This is a genomic window from Rhizobium phaseoli (assembly GCF_003985125.1).
Classification (GTDB): domain Bacteria; phylum Pseudomonadota; class Alphaproteobacteria; order Rhizobiales; family Rhizobiaceae; genus Rhizobium; species Rhizobium phaseoli.
On sequence record NZ_ML133583.1, the window covers coordinates 34,630 to 48,987 of the forward strand.

Here is a 14,358-nt window from a genome sequence, read left to right on the forward strand (position 1 = left end):
TGCCTTATCGTGTGCTTCCTATATCATTACCGTTCCCGGCAATGAAAGGATCAAACCTCGTCTTCCACACGCAGCGCTCCCTTCGATCCGGCGATGCGCGCGACCAGATCCGGCAGGCTTTCGACCTCGTTCCATCGTCCGCCGGAACCCTTCGGCAGCTCGGCGGAGGCGGAAGGAAGCAGTGCTGTCGAAAAGCCCAGCTTCTCGGCTTCCTTGAGGCGCTGGGCGGTGTGCGCAACCGGTCGGATGGCGCCCGACAGGCTGACTTCGCCGAAATAGACGCAATCGGCGGGAAGGGCAATACCGGCGAGCGAGGAAACGAGCGCCGAGGCGACGGCGAGATCGGCCGCCGGTTCGGAGATGCGGTAGCCGCCGGCGACGTTGAGATAGACGTCGTGCTGGCCGAGCCGGACGCCGCAATGGGCCTCCAGCACCGCCAGGATCATCGACAGCCGGGCCGAATCCCAACCGACCACGGCGCGCCGCGGTGTGCCGAGCGAGGTCGGCGCCACCAGCGCCTGCACCTCGACAAGCACGGGCCGCGTGCCCTCCATGCCGGCGAAGACGGCCGCACCCGGCGATTTTTCGTTGCGCTCGCCGAGAAAGAGTTCGGACGGGTTGGCGACCTCGCGCAAACCTCTGTCGGACATTTCGAAGACGCCGATCTCGTCGGTCGGGCCGAAGCGGTTCTTGACCGTGCGCAGGATGCGGTAGTGATGGCCGCGATCGCCTTCGAAATAGAGCACGGCATCGACCATGTGCTCGACGACGCGCGGCCCGGCGATCTGTCCGTCCTTGGTCACATGCCCGACGAGCACCATGGCCGCACCCGTCTGCTTGGCGAAACGGATCATCGACTGCACGCCGGTGCGCACCTGCGTCACCGTTCCCGGCGCGGAATCGGCCAGCTCGCTCCACAGCGTCTGGATGGAATCGATGATGACGAGGTCAGGACGTTTGCCTTCGGCAAGCGTCGCCAGAATATCCTCGACGTTGGTTTCTGCCGCCAGCAGCACGTCGGTGTCGGCTGCCGCGAGACGCTGGGCTCTCAAGCGAACCTGTGCCACCGCCTCTTCGCCGGAGACGTAGATGATCCTGTGGCCGCGCCGTGAAAGCGCGGCGGCTGCCTGCATCAGCAGCGTCGACTTGCCGATGCCGGGATCACCGCCGATCAGGACCGCCGAGCCGCGCACGAAGCCGCCGCCAAGCGTACGGTCGAGTTCGGACATGGCGGTATGAATGCGCGGCGCCTCCTCGATCTCGCCGGAAAGCGCCGTCAGTGCCACCGGCCGGCCCTTCTTTGGCGTCTTGCCCGGGCCGGAGCCGATGCCGCCCATCGGGTCTTCCTCGACGATGGTGTTCCACTCGCCGCAATTGTCGCATTTGCCGGCCCAGCGGTTATGCACTGCGCCGCAGTTCTGGCAGATGAATTGTGTCCTGGCCTTCGCCATCATCGTTCTTTCAGTCGAGTTATCAAGACGAAGCCGACGTGCGCTTCATCGAATCACTGTTGTGCTTGAGATAATGGCTATCGCGACGGATCAAAACTAATGATTTCCCCATCAGCGTTTGCCGTGCCTATGCTTTTCACCTCTGCTCATCAGCTACGGTGGAAGATGTTCGACTATTCGCTCGCGCACTGGCTTGCATTTCTATCGGCGGCGGTTTTGCTCAACCTGTCGCCCGGCCCTGACATCGGCTTCATCCTCGGCCACACGATGAGAGGCGGGAAACGCGCCGGTTTTTCCGCGTTGTTCGGCGTCTGGTCAGGCGCCTGCCTGCATGTGCTGATGGCCGCATTGGGCCTCTCCGCCGTGCTTGCCGCCTCTGCCTTCGCCTTCTCAACCGTCAAATGGCTCGGCGCCGCCTATCTCGTTTGGCTGGGCATCCAGGCTTTGCGCGCCGGTGGTGGCGGCAGCCTGATCAAGGCGGCCGGTGAAAGATTGCCGATCGCGAGGATCTATCGACAGGGAATCCTGGTGTCGCTACTCAATCCGAAAGTCGCGATATTCTTCCTGGCCTTCCTGCCGCAATTCGTGGTCGACGGCGCGGGGCCGGCATGGGCGCAGCTCATGCTGCATGGCGGCCTCATCATCGTCGTCGCGGCCTTCATCGAACCGCCGCTCGTCCTCCTTGGCGGGCGCCTTGCGGACGCACTGAGGCATAATGAAAAAATCGGAGTGTGGCTCGATCGCGGCCTCGGCGCGCTTTTCCTGGCGCTCGGCGCCCGCCTTGCGCTAAGCAGCCGTTGAGGGCCAGCTTTATTCTTCGGCGACATAGCGCCGCTCGTGGCGAAGCCCCATGCTGGTCAGAATCTCGTATCCGATCGTCCCTGCCGCCCGTGCCACGTCGTCCAGCGCCACGTTCTTCCCGAACAGCTCGACGTAGTCCCCGGCGCGCACGGCGTTTTCCGGCAGATCGGTGACGTCGAAGATCGTCAGATCCATGGTGATCCGGCCGGCGACCGGGACCTTATGTCCGGCGATGAAGCCTTGTCCGCCCTGCGGCACGACCTGGCGCAGCGGCACGCCGCCACTCGACTGGCTGCGCATATAGCCGTCGGCATAACCGGCCGAGACGATCGCCAGCCGGCTGTCGCGACGAAGCTGCAGCGCCCGGCCGTAGCTGACGGTCTCGCCGGCTTTGACGGTGCGCACCTGGATGATGCGCGCTTCCGCGGTGGCGACCGGCCGCATCGGGTTCGTCACGCCGCAGACCGCTTCGCCGCCGTAGAGCGCGATGCCCGGCCGGGTCAGCTCGAAGTGGTAATCCTCGCCGAGGAAGACGCCGGCCGAGGCGGCAAGACTTGAATCGACACCTTCATAGGCGGCGGTAACCCTGCGGAATGATTCGAGCTGTTGCCGGTTCATCGCATGGCTGGGATCGTCGCCGCAGGCGAGGTGGCTCATGACCAGCACCGGCGCGAAGCTTGCCGGCCGCGAGACGTCATCGGCAAGCGCGATCGCATCGTCGATGTGCAGCCCCAGCCGGTTGAAGCCGGTATCGACATGCAGCGCGCAAGGATAATCGCCATAATCGGCAAGCACCGCCATCCAGAAGGCGAGTTGCTCGTCGGAAGAAATCACCGGAACCAGATCATTGTCGAAGAAGCGCCGTTCGGTGCCCGGCCATATGCCGGAGAGCACGAAGATGCGCGCCTCGGGCGCATAGAGGCGAAGCGTGACGCCTTCATCGACAGTCGCGACAAAGAAATCCCGGGCGCCTGCCGTGTAGAGCGCTTCGCCGGCATCCTCGATTCCAAGGCCGTAGGCATCTGCCTTGACAACGGCGGCGGCGCGCGCAGTGCCCGAACGGCGCGCCATGTCGCGCCAGTTTTCCGTCAGTGCGGTCAGGTCGACGGTCAGCCGCAGGCCTGCCGAGGCAAAGGTGTCGTCTTCGGGGGCGTCGAGAAATTCGCTCATGATCCACGTCGAAAAAGAGGCCGGAGAAGGATTCTCCGGCCAGTCTAGAGGCCAACCCTGTCAAGGGAAAGGCCGAGGCTGGAGGACCCCTGCACCGCGATCAATGCTCTTCATATTGAATGAAGGATGGATCGGCGAGATCGGCAAAGCGCGTGAACTCCGCCTGGAAAGCCAGCTTCACCGTGCCCGTCGGCCCGTGGCGCTGCTTGGCGATGATGACGTCGGCCGTGCCCTTCACCTTGTCGAACAGCGCTTCCCATTCCGGATATTTCGGATCGTGCGGATCGCGCGGCTCCTGGTTTTTGACGTAATATTCCTCGCGGAACACGAAGAGCACGACGTCGGCGTCCTGCTCGATCGAGCCGGATTCACGAAGGTCGGAAAGCTGTGGCCGCTTGTCGTCGCGGCTTTCGACCTGGCGCGACAGCTGCGACAGCGCGATGATCGGAACATTGAGTTCCTTGCCGAGCGCCTTCAGGCCGGTGGTGATCTGGGTGATTTCCTGGACGCGATTGTCGCTGGATTTGCCCGAGCCGGTCATCAGCTGCACGTAGTCGACCACGAGCACGTCGAGGCCGCGCTGACGCTTGAGGCGGCGCGCGCGTGCCGAAAGCTGGGCGATCGAGATACCGCCGGTCTGGTCGATATAGAGCGGCACCTTCTGCATCATCATCGAGCAGGCGACGAGCTTTTCGAAATCGGCATCGTTGATGTCGCCGCGGCGGATCTTCGAGGAGGAGACTTCCGTCTGTTCGGAGATGATACGGGTGGCGAGCTGTTCGGACGACATTTCGAGCGAATAGAAGCCGACAACGCCGCCATTCCTCGCTTTCATGCTGCCATCGGACTGCACCTCGCCCTCGTAGGCGGCGGCGATATTGTATGCGATGTTGGTGGCGAGCGAGGTCTTGCCCATGCCCGGACGGCCGGCGAGGATGATCAAGTCCGAACGCTGCAGGCCGCCCATCTTGGCGTCCAGCGAGTGGATGCCGGTGGAAATGCCGGAAAGGCCGCCGTCGCGTTCCTTGGCGACGGCCGCCATGTCGATCGCCAGCGCCACAGCGTCGTTGAAGGATTGGAAGCCGCCGTCGTAGCGGCCATTTTCCGCGAGTTCGAAGAGCCGGCGTTCAGTATCCTCGATCTGCGACTGCGGCGGCATGTCGAGCGGTGCGTCATAGGCGATGTTGACGACATCCTCGCCGATCGTGATCAGCGCCCGGCGCAGCGCCAGATCATAGATCGCCCGGCCGTAATCCTCGGCATTGATGACGGTGACGGCGTTGCTGACGAGGCTCGCCAGATATTGCGAAACCGTCATGTCGCCGACCTTTTCGTCGGCCTTGAGGAAGGTCTTGATCGTTACCGGGTTGGCGATCTTGCCCATGCGGATAATGTCGCCGGCCACCTCGAAGATCTTGCGGTGCAGCGGTTCGTAGAGATGGATCGGCTTGAGGAAGTCCGACACCCGGTAATAGGCGTCGTTGTTCATCAGGATGGCACCCAGAAGCGCCTGCTCGGCCTCGATGTTGTTGGGTGCTTCGCGATAATGCTGCTCCGAGGGAGCAACAGCTGCAATCTTTCGAGCGGCGTCGTTCATCATCATCCGTTCTGTCTTTTTCCAACTCCGGATTTGCAATTCCGGATGGAGAAAATCAAGGGGCTGCAGAAGGCGCGAAGGCCCGCTTCGCCTAAATCCTGAACGCTGTGCACGTTGTTCGACTTCTCCACAGTCCTGGGCGACACAAGCGAGAAATACCGGGAGTGTCACCCTGAGGACACGGTACGGAGCCGACTCAGATCATCCGTTCCGGAGATGGCCATGGTAACGCGATGACATCGGCCACGCAGCAAAAACATCCGGAAATCCCCCGTTTAAGATGATCTCCCCGGTTGTTTCCGATCAGGCGGATGAAACGAAAAAGCCCGGCGCAACGGCCGGGCTTCCCTCACGCGGATTGTGTCCGGCGAGACTTATGCTTCGTCTTCGTCGATGCCGTCGGCTTCCGGATCGAAGAAGTCTTCGGGACGCAGCGCGTCTTCGTCGACGCCGTAGATCGCGTCGACCGAGGTGAGTTCTTCACCCTTGGCCTGGCGCTCGGCCTCTTCGGCGGAACGGGCAACGTTCAGCTCGACATGGATTTCGACTTCGGCATGCAGCTGCAGCTCGACCTTGTGCAGGCCGATCGCCTTGATCGGCGTGTTCAGGTGAACCTGGTTGCGGCCGATGTTGAAGCCTTCGGCGGCGAGAACTTCGACGACGTCACGGGCAGCGACCGAGCCATAGAGCTGGCCGGTTTCGCCAGCGGAGCGCACGACGATGAAGGACTTGCCGTCGAGAACGTCGGCGACCTTCTGGGCTTCCGACTTGCGCTCGAGGTTGCGGGCTTCGAGCGTCGCACGCTCGGATTCGAAACGAGCCTTGTTGGCAGCGTTGGCGCGAAGCGCCTTGCCGAGCGGCAGCAGGTAGTTGCGAGCAAAGCCGTCGCGAACCTTTACGGTTTCGCCCATCTGGCCGAGCTTGGAGATGCGTTCGAGAAGGATGACTTCCATTTCTTTGTCCTTTCTTGTGTCTCAGATTTTCGTATCGGATTGGTTGGGGGTATCGGCATCTTTCGTCGGGGTCAGTGCGATCGCCTTGCGCGTGTCGCCGAGACCGAGGACGAGGATGAGGAGGGCTGGCAGCAGCATGAGCATGGAGGCCAGATAGCAGAGGATGAGGGCCGGCAAACGCCAGTCCTTGCCGCGCGTGCGGAAATGCAGCGAGGCGAAACCGGAGAGCATGAAACCGGCGCCGAATGTGCCGATCACGGTTGCGCCGATCAGCGCCGGAACGCCGCCGAAGAAGCAGGCGGCAAGCCCGGCGAGGAAGACGAAGATCGAATTGCGGTTCATCCGCAGCGACGAAGGGATGTCCTCGCGGGGGCGAAGGCCGCGGCCGGATGCTGCGACGAGGCGCACCGCGAAATAATAGGCGGCAAACAGCATCGTGACCCACATGCCGCCCTGCAAAGCCGGCAGCATCAGCAGGATCAGCGATTTGGTCTGCGCGGTCGCCGCCGGATCGGGCATGAATTCCGGCTGCTGCTGCTTGACCGAGGTGATCAGCAGATCAACGATCGGATCGGTGATGTCGGGCCCGTAGCCGATCATCACACCGATGACGATGACGGCGAACGTCACCAGGCCGCAAAGATGCAGCAGGATATCGGAGAGCGGATACCAGGCGAGCAGGTGGTCCGGACCGCCGAGCTCGGATGCGGGGCGGGCGAGATTGGCGAGGTGGCTGAGCCAGCCGGCCGGCAGCAGCGTCACCAATGTCATGATCAGCGCGAAGAAGGGCGAGATGAACACCGCGCCGAGTGCGGCTGCGGTGACGACGGCCACAATTGCAGCGACATTGCCCCAGCCGAGCCCGACAAGCAGGATCGGCAGTGCCGAAGCCGTATAGAGGAGCGCGCTGAAAAACGACGGCTGCACGCTCGCGCCCAGCACCAGCAGGGCGGCGGTCAAGCCGGCGAGTGCGCCGGTCAGCAGCGTTTTAAGATCCAGTCGTTTCAAGGTCGCTGTCCTGCTTCATCAAGCAGTTAGAGGATGTTGCTGAATCGAATTCAGAAACGTCTCAACATGGGTTTTTAGAGTTCCGATCCGCGCCCATCGCGGAAGGGAGGCAACCCCCGGATCAGGGATCCGGGGGTCACATATTCTATCAGGCGACGACGTACGGCAGCAGGCCGAGGAAACGAGCGCGCTTGATCGCCTGGGCGAGTTCGCGCTGCTTCTTCTGGGAAACGGCCGTGATGCGGGACGGAACGATCTTGCCGCGCTCGGAAATGTAGCGCTGCAGCAGACGGACGTCCTTGTAGTCGATCCGCGGTGCGTTTGCGCCGGAGAACGGGCAGGTCTTGCGGCGGCGATGGAACGGACGACGGACCGGTGCGGAGGAAGCTTCAGACATTCTTATATCTCCTTATGCACGGTCTTCGCGGGGAGCGCGATCCGGACGCGGGCCACGCTGGAAGTCACCGTCACGGCGCGGCGGACGGTCACCGAATTCGCGGCGCGGGCCACGGTCGCCGCCTTCACGCGGGCCGCGGTCGTCGCGGTCGCGCTTCTGCAGCATCGCAGACGGGCCTTCTTCATGCTTTTCCACGGCGATGGTCATGTAGCGAAGAACGTCTTCGCTGATGCGCATCTGGCGTTCCATTTCCTGGATCGCAGCAGCCGGAGCATCGATGTCCATCAGCGCGTAATGCGCCTTACGGTTCTTCTTGATGCGGTAGGTGAGGGACTTGAGGCCCCAGTTCTCGATACGCCCGACCTTGCCGCCGTTTGCTTCGATCACGCCCTTGTACTGTTCTACGAGGGCATCGACCTGCTGAGCGGAAATATCCTGCCGGGCAAGGAATACATGTTCATAAAGAGCCATGACAGCTTTGCCTTTCTTGCGTTTGGTTCAACCCGATATTCGGCGGCTAAGCCTCAACGACTGCTCCTGATTGGGCGGACCCAGGCAAGAAAAGCGTTTCCGAGACGGTCGAGAGCGGAGACACGGGAGGCTGGAACGCTTCCGTTCCGAACGATTTCCGAGAGGAAACCGGCCCTCCGTTCAGCCACCAGCCAGAAGACCGGGTTAACGAACAGCGCGGCTTATACGGATTTTTCGGGGAAAGGCAACCCCAATCGGACATTCGAACCCGACGCAGGCCAATCGGCAGCGCCGAGCCGGGTCATCAAAGTGTCAGCGGATAGTGCCGGTGCACCTTGGCAATCTCCGCCAGCACCTCGTCGGAAAGCGTCAGCTCGGCTGCACCGAGATCGGTTTTCAACTGCTCCATCGAGGTTGCCCCGATGATGACCGAAGCCATGAAGGGCCTGGACAGGCAGAAGGCGAGCGCCATGGCCGCCGGGTCGAGACCGTATCGGGCTGCGAGGGCCAGATACGCCTTGGTCGCTGGCTCCTGGAGCGGCTGCAGGCGGCCGCCGATATCGGGATTGATCGAAGCGCGCGACCCCTTCGGCCTGCCGCCATCGACATATTTGCCGGTCAGTATGCCGCCGGCGAGCGGCGAATAGGCGAGCAGTCCGACATCCTCGTAATGCGACAGCTCGGCGAGATCGAGGTCGAAATGGCGGTAGAGCAGATTGTACTCGTTCTGGACGCTGGCAACGCGCGGCAGGCTCTTCTGTTCTGACAGCGTCAGGTATTTCTGGATGCCCCAGGTGGTTTCGTTGGAAAGGCCGATCGCCCGGATCTTGCCTTCCTTGACCAGGGCCCCCAGCGTTTCCAGGATGTCGAGCATGTTGGCGACGGCCTTGTCGCGATCCTGGTAGAAGGGGTTGTAGCTCCAGTTCTGCCGGAAGTGAAAATGGCCACGGTTCGGCCAGTGCACCTGGTAGAGATCGACATAATCCGTCTTCAGCCGCTTCAGGCTGGCCTCGAACGCAAGGCGGATATTGCTCGCATCCGCTCCTTCACCACCGCGCAGATAATCGCGGCCGCGGCCGGCGACCTTGGTGGCGAGCACGATCTCGCTCCGCTTGCCGGTCTTTTCGAACCAGCTGCCGATATAGTCCTCGGTCCAGCCCTGCGTTTCGGGCGAAACCGGCGTCGTCGGGTAGAGCTCGGCGGTATCGAAGAAATTGACGCCCTTTTCGACGGCGTAATCCATCTGCGCATGCGCGTCGCTTTCGCTGTTCTGCGAGCCCCAGGTCATGGTGCCAAGGCAGATTTCTGAAACGGAAATGTCTGTGCGGCCGAGTGACTTGTACTTCATGGAGAAAACCCTGGGAGCGATCTAGAGATGGAAGCCTTGGGGAAGGACCGGGCAAATCTAGGCCGGATTTGGCGGAGCGCAAGTGCAAAAACCGGCCTTTTGCGCCGGTGCGAAAGGCTTTGCGCAGAAGGTGCCGCCACTTGACTCTGCCGGAAAGAATGTCAATTGGAGGCAAAACAGCCTCGAGGGGCGCAATCAGGGACATCAGAATGACCATTGCTTTCACTTTTCCCGGCCAGGGCAGTCAGGCCGTCGACATGGGCAAGGATCTGGCCGAGAATTTCGCGGAAGCCCGCGCCGTTTTCGAAGAAGTCGACGAGGCGCTCGGTGAAAAACTTTCGGACGTCATGTTCAACGGTCCGGAGGACACGTTGACCTTGACGGCGAACGCCCAGCCGGCGCTGATGGCCGTCTCGATCGCCGTTGTCCGTGTTCTCCAAGCCAAGGGGTTGGATCTGAAGGCCAAGGTCGCCTATGTCGCCGGCCACTCGCTCGGCGAATATTCCGCGCTTTGCGCCGCCGGCACCTTTTCGCTCGCCGACACGGCGCGGCTGCTGCGCATTCGCGGCAATGCCATGCAGGCCGCCGTTGCCGTCGGCGTCGGCGCCATGGCGGCGATCATCGGGCTGGAACATGCCGATGTCGCAGCCGTCTGCGAAGAGGCCGCGGCCACCGGCGCCTGCCAGATCGCCAACGACAATGGCGGCGGTCAGATTGTCATTTCGGGTGAGAAGGCGGCCGTCGAAAAGGCCGCCGGCCTTGCAACCGACAAGGGCGCCAAACGCGCCATCCTGCTGCCGGTTTCCGCTCCCTTCCATTCCAAGCTGATGGCGCCCGCCGCTGAGGCCATGCGTGCAGCGTTGGCAACAGTTGCGAAGTCTGATCCCGTCGTGCCTCTCATTGCCAATGTCCGCGCCGCCCCGGTGACGGATGCGGACGAGATCGCGACCCTGCTGGTCGAGCAGGTGACCGGCCAGGTCCGCTGGCGCGAGACGGTGGAATGGTTCGCCGGCAACGGCGTGACCACGCTTTATGAACTCGGTTCCGGCAAAGTGCTGACCGGCCTTGCCCGCCGCATCGACAAAACGGTCAACGGCATCTCCGTCGGCGGTCCGGCGGATATCGACGCAGTCGTCGCCGCTCTCATGGCCTGATTGATATCTCCAGATATAAGGAACGTTTCCATGTTCGATCTTTCCGGCCGCAAGGCTCTCGTCACCGGCGCATCGGGCGGCATCGGCGAGGAAATCGCCCGTCTCCTTCATAAGCAGGGCGCCATCGTCGGCCTGCACGGCACCCGCGTCGAGAAGCTGGAAGCGCTGGCGGCCGAACTCGGTGAACGCGTCAAGATCTTCCCGGCCAACCTGACCGACCGCGACGAGGTCAAGGCGCTCGGCCAGAAGGCCGAAGCCGAGCTCGAAGGCGTCGATATCCTCGTCAACAACGCCGGCATCACCAGGGACGGCCTCTTCGTGCGCATGAGCGACGAGGACTGGGACGCCGTTCTCGAAGTCAATCTGACATCGACCTTCCGCCTGACGCGCGAGTTGACCCATCCGATGATGCGCCGCCGCTATGGCCGCATCATCAACATCACCTCCGTCGTCGGCGTCACCGGTAATCCGGGGCAGGCCAATTATTGCGCCTCCAAGGCCGGCATGATCGGCTTCACCAAGTCGCTGGCGCAGGAAATCGCCACCCGCAACGTGACCGTCAACTGCGTCGCCCCCGGCTTCATCGAGAGCGCCATGACCGGCAAGCTGAACGACAAGCAGAAGGAAGCGATCATGGGGGCGATCCCGATGAAGCGGATGGGTACGGGCGGCGAAGTCGCTTCGGCGGTTGCCTATCTTGCCTCCTCCGAGGCTGCCTACATGACCGGCCAGACGCTGCATGTAAACGGCGGCATGGCGATGATCTGAAACGACAAACCATCGGCATGGGGATATTTCCGCCAATAGCATGTTGAGCAATCACGAAGCGTTGATTTTCTGGCTTTGCGGCAGACTTAAACCATGTTAAGCGGGCCATGACTGTGAACAGTCGTCCCGAGAAAGCAGACGGACCGGCGGGCTTTTCGCAAGCCTCGGAAATCTCTGAAGCCGGGTAAACGAGTTTGCCGAGGATGTCTGAAAACATCGCAGGCTGAAAAAGGGTAGGGTGCCGCAACGGCATTCCGATCAGGACATAAAGTCGAGGAAACCGACATGAGCGATATCGCAGAACGCGTAAAGAAAATTGTTATTGATCATCTTGGCGTCGATGCCGACAAGGTCGTCGAGAGCGCCAGCTTTATCGACGATCTGGGCGCCGACTCGCTCGACACGGTCGAACTTGTCATGGCTTTCGAAGAAGAATTCGGCGTTGAAATCCCCGACGACGCTGCCGACTCGATCCTGACGGTTGGCGATGCAGTGAAGTTTATTGAGAAGGCCCAGGCCTGATCCTGTATATTTGAGAAAGGGCGGGCCTGGAGTCCGCCCTTTTCTTTTCGGCCTATTTCTCCATAGAATATAAGAGACGGGGGAAAGCACGCGATGAGACGTGTCGTCATCACAGGTACCGGCATGGTATCACCCTTGGGATGCGGAACGGAGGTGACGTGGTCGCGGCTGCTCGCCGGCCAGAACGGCGCCCGCCTCGTCACCGAATTCGAGGTCGATGACCTTCCCGCCAAGATCGCCTGCCGCATTCCCCTCGGTAACGCCGCAGACGGCGCCTTCAACCCTGATGAGTGGATGGAACCGAAGGAGCAGCGCAAGGTCGATCCCTTCATCATCTTCGGCATGGCCGCCGCCGACATGGCGCTTGCCGATGCCAACTGGCATCCCGAGAGTGATGAGGATCAGATCGCCACCGGCGTGCTGATCGGCTCCGGTATCGGCGGCATCGAAGGCATCGTCGAGGCGGGCTACACCCTGCGCGATAAAGGCCCGCGCCGCATCTCCCCGTTCTTCATTCCTGGCCGCCTGATCAACCTCGTCTCCGGCCAGGTGTCGATCCGCCACAAGCTGCGCGGACCCAATCATTCGGTCGTCACCGCCTGCTCGACCGGCGCACATGCGATCGGCGATGCCGCACGGCTGATCGCGCTGGGCGATGCTGACGTCATGGTCGCCGGCGGCACGGAATCGCCGGTCAGCCGCATTTCGCTCGCAGGTTTTGCCGCCTGCAAGGCGCTGTCGACCCAGCACAACGACGACCCGCAGAAGGCTTCCCGCCCCTATGACCGCGACCGCGACGGCTTCGTCATGGGCGAGGGCGCCGGCATCGTCGTCCTCGAAGAGCTGGAACATGCCAAGGCGCGCGGCGCCAGGATCTACGCTGAAATCGTCGGCTACGGCCTGTCGGGCGATGCCTATCACATCACTGCGCCCTCCGAAGACGGCGAGGGCGCCGGCCGCTGCATGGCGATGGCGCTGAAGCGCGCCGGGCTGACACCGGCCGACATCGACTACATCAACGCCCATGGGACTTCGACCATGGCCGACACGATCGAGCTCGGTGCAGTCGAGCGGCTAGTCGGCAACGCGGCGTCCAAGATCTCCATGTCCTCGACCAAGTCGGCGACCGGACACCTTCTTGGTGCTGCCGGCGCCATTGAGGCGATCTTCGCCACGCTCGCCATTCGCGATAATGTCGCCCCGCCGACGCTCAATCTCGACAATCCCGAGCGCGAGACGGCGATCGATCTTGTTCCGCACAAGGCCCGTGAGCGCGAAATCAACGTGGCCCTGTCCAACTCGTTCGGATTCGGCGGCACGAACGCATCGCTCGTGCTGCGCCGTTACGCGCAGTAAGAGGCCCGCCGGGGCCGGCGTGCTGGAGTCGAACGACCGGCAGCGGTTTCGTTGAACCGTGGCAGAACCTGTTTTTGCCGCATTGCTTCGCGAAATAGCGGAATGAGGGCCAAGTTTTAGAGGATTGCCGGTGAGCGATACGACGAACCAGAGCAACGACAGCCAGGCGCAGAAGGGACCGATCATCCCGAAGTCGCCGAACGAGGCCCTGCGTCCGGAACGTGTTCCGGAACCCCCGAAGCGCTCCAGGAACGCGCGCAGCCAGATCGTCCTCTTTCTGAACTTCATCATGACGATGGCGGTCGTGGTCTGTGTCGTTGCGGTCATCGGCTTCTACTACGCGACATCGACCTATCAGAGCCCGGGGCCGCTGCAGACGAACACCAATTTCATCGTCCGCAACGGCGCGGGTCTTGCCGAAATCGCTTCGAACCTCGAGCGCAATGCGATCATCTCCGATGCCCGCATCTTCCGATATCTCACGGCGACACATCTTTCCGCCGGAGAGAGCCTGAAGGCCGGCGAATATGAGATCAAGGCGAGAGCCTCCATGAGCGAAATCATGGAGTTGCTGAAATCCGGCAAGTCCATTCTCTATTCGGTTTCCTTCCCCGAAGGTCTGACGGTTCGCCAGATGTTCGACCGCATGCTGCAGGACCCTGTGCTGGAAGGCGACCTGCCGGCCGCGCTGCCGGCCGAAGGCAGCCTGCGTCCTGACACCTACAAGTTCTCGCGCGGCACCAAGCGTTCTGAGATCATCGAACAGATGGCGGCGGCGCAGCAGAAGCTTGTCGACCAGGTCTGGGACAAGCGTGATTCCTCGCTGCCGCTGCGATCCAAGGACGAATTCGTGACGCTTGCCTCGATCGTCGAAAAGGAGACCGGCGTTCCCGACGAACGTGCCCATGTCGCTTCGGTTTTCCTGAATCGGCTTGGCAAGGGCATGCGCCTGCAGTCGGACCCGACGATCATTTACGGGCTCTTCGGAGGCGAGGGGAAGCCGGCCGACCGGCCGATCTACCAGTCGGACCTGAAGCGGGACACGCCCTATAATACCTATGTCATCAAGGGCCTGCCGCCGACGCCGATCGCCAATCCCGGCAAGGATGCGCTGGAAGCCGTCGCCAATCCTTGGAAAACCCAGGATCTCTATTTCGTCGCCGATGGCACTGGCGGCCACGTTTTCGCCGCGACGCTCGAAGAGCACAATGCCAACGTCAAGCGCTGGCGTAAGCTCGAGGCCGACAAGGGGTCGGATCCGAATATCGCGGTCGACGGCCAGCCGGAAGAACAGCCGGCCGACAATGGCGCGACTGTCGTGCCGACGAAGAAAAAGAAGATCAACTGAAAGATTTCGGAGGC

Annotated in this window: 14 protein-coding genes; 6 read left to right on the forward strand and 8 right to left on the reverse strand. The window is 62.1% G+C overall.

From position 1 onward, the window contains the following. Window positions 1–50 precede the first annotated feature (50 nt). The gene (radA, locus tag EFD56_RS24630; RefSeq protein WP_012483297.1) at window positions 51–1,451 is read right to left on the reverse strand and encodes a DNA repair protein RadA; all 1,401 of its coding nucleotides are present in this window, start codon (window positions 1,449–1,451) and stop codon (window positions 51–53) included. 165 nt (window positions 1,452–1,616) lie between these two features. Between radA and EFD56_RS24635 the strand changes: the two genes are divergently transcribed. After that, the gene (locus tag EFD56_RS24635) at window positions 1,617–2,252 is read left to right on the forward strand and encodes a LysE family translocator (RefSeq protein WP_126906544.1); all 636 of its coding nucleotides are present in this window, start codon (window positions 1,617–1,619) and stop codon (window positions 2,250–2,252) included. Between the two features lie 9 nt (window positions 2,253–2,261). On the opposite strand, the gene alr is transcribed toward EFD56_RS24635, so the two are convergent. The 7 genes from alr to EFD56_RS24670 form a co-directional block, all read right to left on the reverse strand. Further along, a complete protein-coding gene (alr, locus tag EFD56_RS24640; RefSeq protein ID WP_126906545.1) occupies window positions 2,262–3,422 on the reverse strand; it encodes an alanine racemase in 1,161 nt (386 codons plus the stop codon). Between the two features lie 100 nt (window positions 3,423–3,522). Then, window positions 3,523–5,019 (reverse strand): replicative DNA helicase, encoded by a 1,497-nt coding sequence (locus EFD56_RS24645; protein WP_012483300.1) that lies wholly within the window; start codon window positions 5,017–5,019, stop codon window positions 3,523–3,525. A 374-nt stretch (window positions 5,020–5,393) separates the two neighbouring features. Next, window positions 5,394–5,972 (reverse strand): 50S ribosomal protein L9, encoded by a 579-nt coding sequence (rplI, locus tag EFD56_RS24650; RefSeq protein WP_004680496.1) that lies wholly within the window; start codon window positions 5,970–5,972, stop codon window positions 5,394–5,396. Window positions 5,973–5,993: 21 nt separating this feature from the next. After that, the gene (locus tag EFD56_RS24655; protein WP_126906546.1) at window positions 5,994–6,980 is read right to left on the reverse strand and encodes a DUF2232 domain-containing protein; all 987 of its coding nucleotides are present in this window, start codon (window positions 6,978–6,980) and stop codon (window positions 5,994–5,996) included. A gap of 148 nt (window positions 6,981–7,128) precedes the next feature. Next, window positions 7,129–7,377, reverse strand: a complete 249-nt coding sequence (gene rpsR / locus EFD56_RS24660) for a 30S ribosomal protein S18 (protein ID WP_004680498.1) — start codon at window positions 7,375–7,377, stop codon at window positions 7,129–7,131. Window positions 7,378–7,389: 12 nt separating this feature from the next. Further along, window positions 7,390–7,848 (reverse strand): 30S ribosomal protein S6, encoded by a 459-nt coding sequence (rpsF, locus tag EFD56_RS24665; RefSeq protein WP_004680499.1) that lies wholly within the window; start codon window positions 7,846–7,848, stop codon window positions 7,390–7,392. Window positions 7,849–8,152: 304 nt separating this feature from the next. After that, the gene (locus EFD56_RS24670; RefSeq protein WP_126906547.1) at window positions 8,153–9,196 is read right to left on the reverse strand and encodes an aldo/keto reductase; all 1,044 of its coding nucleotides are present in this window, start codon (window positions 9,194–9,196) and stop codon (window positions 8,153–8,155) included. A gap of 209 nt (window positions 9,197–9,405) precedes the next feature. Here EFD56_RS24670 and fabD point away from each other — a divergent pair, with 209 nt between their 5' ends. The 5 genes from fabD (at window position 9,406) to mltG (ending at window position 14,344) form a co-directional block, all read left to right on the forward strand. Further along, on the forward strand, window positions 9,406–10,350 hold the full coding sequence (fabD, locus tag EFD56_RS24680) for an ACP S-malonyltransferase (RefSeq protein WP_126906548.1): 945 nt from the start codon (window positions 9,406–9,408) through the stop codon (window positions 10,348–10,350). A 30-nt stretch (window positions 10,351–10,380) separates the two neighbouring features. After that, window positions 10,381–11,118: a 3-oxoacyl-[acyl-carrier-protein] reductase gene (fabG, locus tag EFD56_RS24685; protein ID WP_085742157.1), complete on the forward strand. Its 738-nt coding sequence runs from the start codon at window positions 10,381–10,383 to the stop codon at window positions 11,116–11,118. Window positions 11,119–11,403: 285 nt separating this feature from the next. After that, on the forward strand, window positions 11,404–11,640 hold the full coding sequence (locus tag EFD56_RS24690) for an acyl carrier protein (protein WP_003547058.1): 237 nt from the start codon (window positions 11,404–11,406) through the stop codon (window positions 11,638–11,640). A gap of 93 nt (window positions 11,641–11,733) precedes the next feature. Beyond that, window positions 11,734–12,996, forward strand: a complete 1,263-nt coding sequence (fabF, locus tag EFD56_RS24695) for a beta-ketoacyl-ACP synthase II (RefSeq protein ID WP_004680503.1) — start codon at window positions 11,734–11,736, stop codon at window positions 12,994–12,996. A 130-nt stretch (window positions 12,997–13,126) separates the two neighbouring features. Beyond that, window positions 13,127–14,344 carry an endolytic transglycosylase MltG gene (gene mltG, locus EFD56_RS24700; protein WP_037118865.1) on the forward strand — a complete coding sequence of 406 codons (1,218 nt, stop codon included), beginning with the start codon at window positions 13,127–13,129 and terminating at the stop codon, window positions 14,342–14,344. Window positions 14,345–14,358: the final 14 nt, after the last annotated feature.

Bases quoted from the DNA above. Each gene is read 5' to 3' on its own strand.
- alr (WP_126906545.1), bottom strand. From the start codon at position 3,422: ATGAGCGAATTTCTCGACGCCCCCGAAGACGACACCTTTGCCTCGGCA.
- fabD (WP_126906548.1), top strand. From the start codon at position 9,406: ATGACCATTGCTTTCACTTTTCCCGGCCAGGGCAGTCAGGCCGTCGAC.
- fabG (WP_085742157.1), top strand. From the start codon at position 10,381: ATGTTCGATCTTTCCGGCCGCAAGGCTCTCGTCACCGGCGCATCGGGC.
- radA (WP_012483297.1), bottom strand. From the start codon at position 1,451: ATGGCGAAGGCCAGGACACAATTCATCTGCCAGAACTGCGGCGCAGTG.
- rpsF (WP_004680499.1), bottom strand. From the start codon at position 7,848: ATGGCTCTTTATGAACATGTATTCCTTGCCCGGCAGGATATTTCCGCT.
- rplI (WP_004680496.1), bottom strand. From the start codon at position 5,972: ATGGAAGTCATCCTTCTCGAACGCATCTCCAAGCTCGGCCAGATGGGC.
- EFD56_RS24635 (WP_126906544.1), top strand. From the start codon at position 1,617: ATGTTCGACTATTCGCTCGCGCACTGGCTTGCATTTCTATCGGCGGCG.
- rpsR (WP_004680498.1), bottom strand. From the start codon at position 7,377: ATGTCTGAAGCTTCCTCCGCACCGGTCCGTCGTCCGTTCCATCGCCGC.
- EFD56_RS24670 (WP_126906547.1), bottom strand. From the start codon at position 9,196: ATGAAGTACAAGTCACTCGGCCGCACAGACATTTCCGTTTCAGAAATC.
- EFD56_RS24645 (WP_012483300.1), bottom strand. From the start codon at position 5,019: ATGAACGACGCCGCTCGAAAGATTGCAGCTGTTGCTCCCTCGGAGCAG.
- fabF (WP_004680503.1), top strand. From the start codon at position 11,734: ATGAGACGTGTCGTCATCACAGGTACCGGCATGGTATCACCCTTGGGA.
- EFD56_RS24690 (WP_003547058.1), top strand. From the start codon at position 11,404: ATGAGCGATATCGCAGAACGCGTAAAGAAAATTGTTATTGATCATCTT.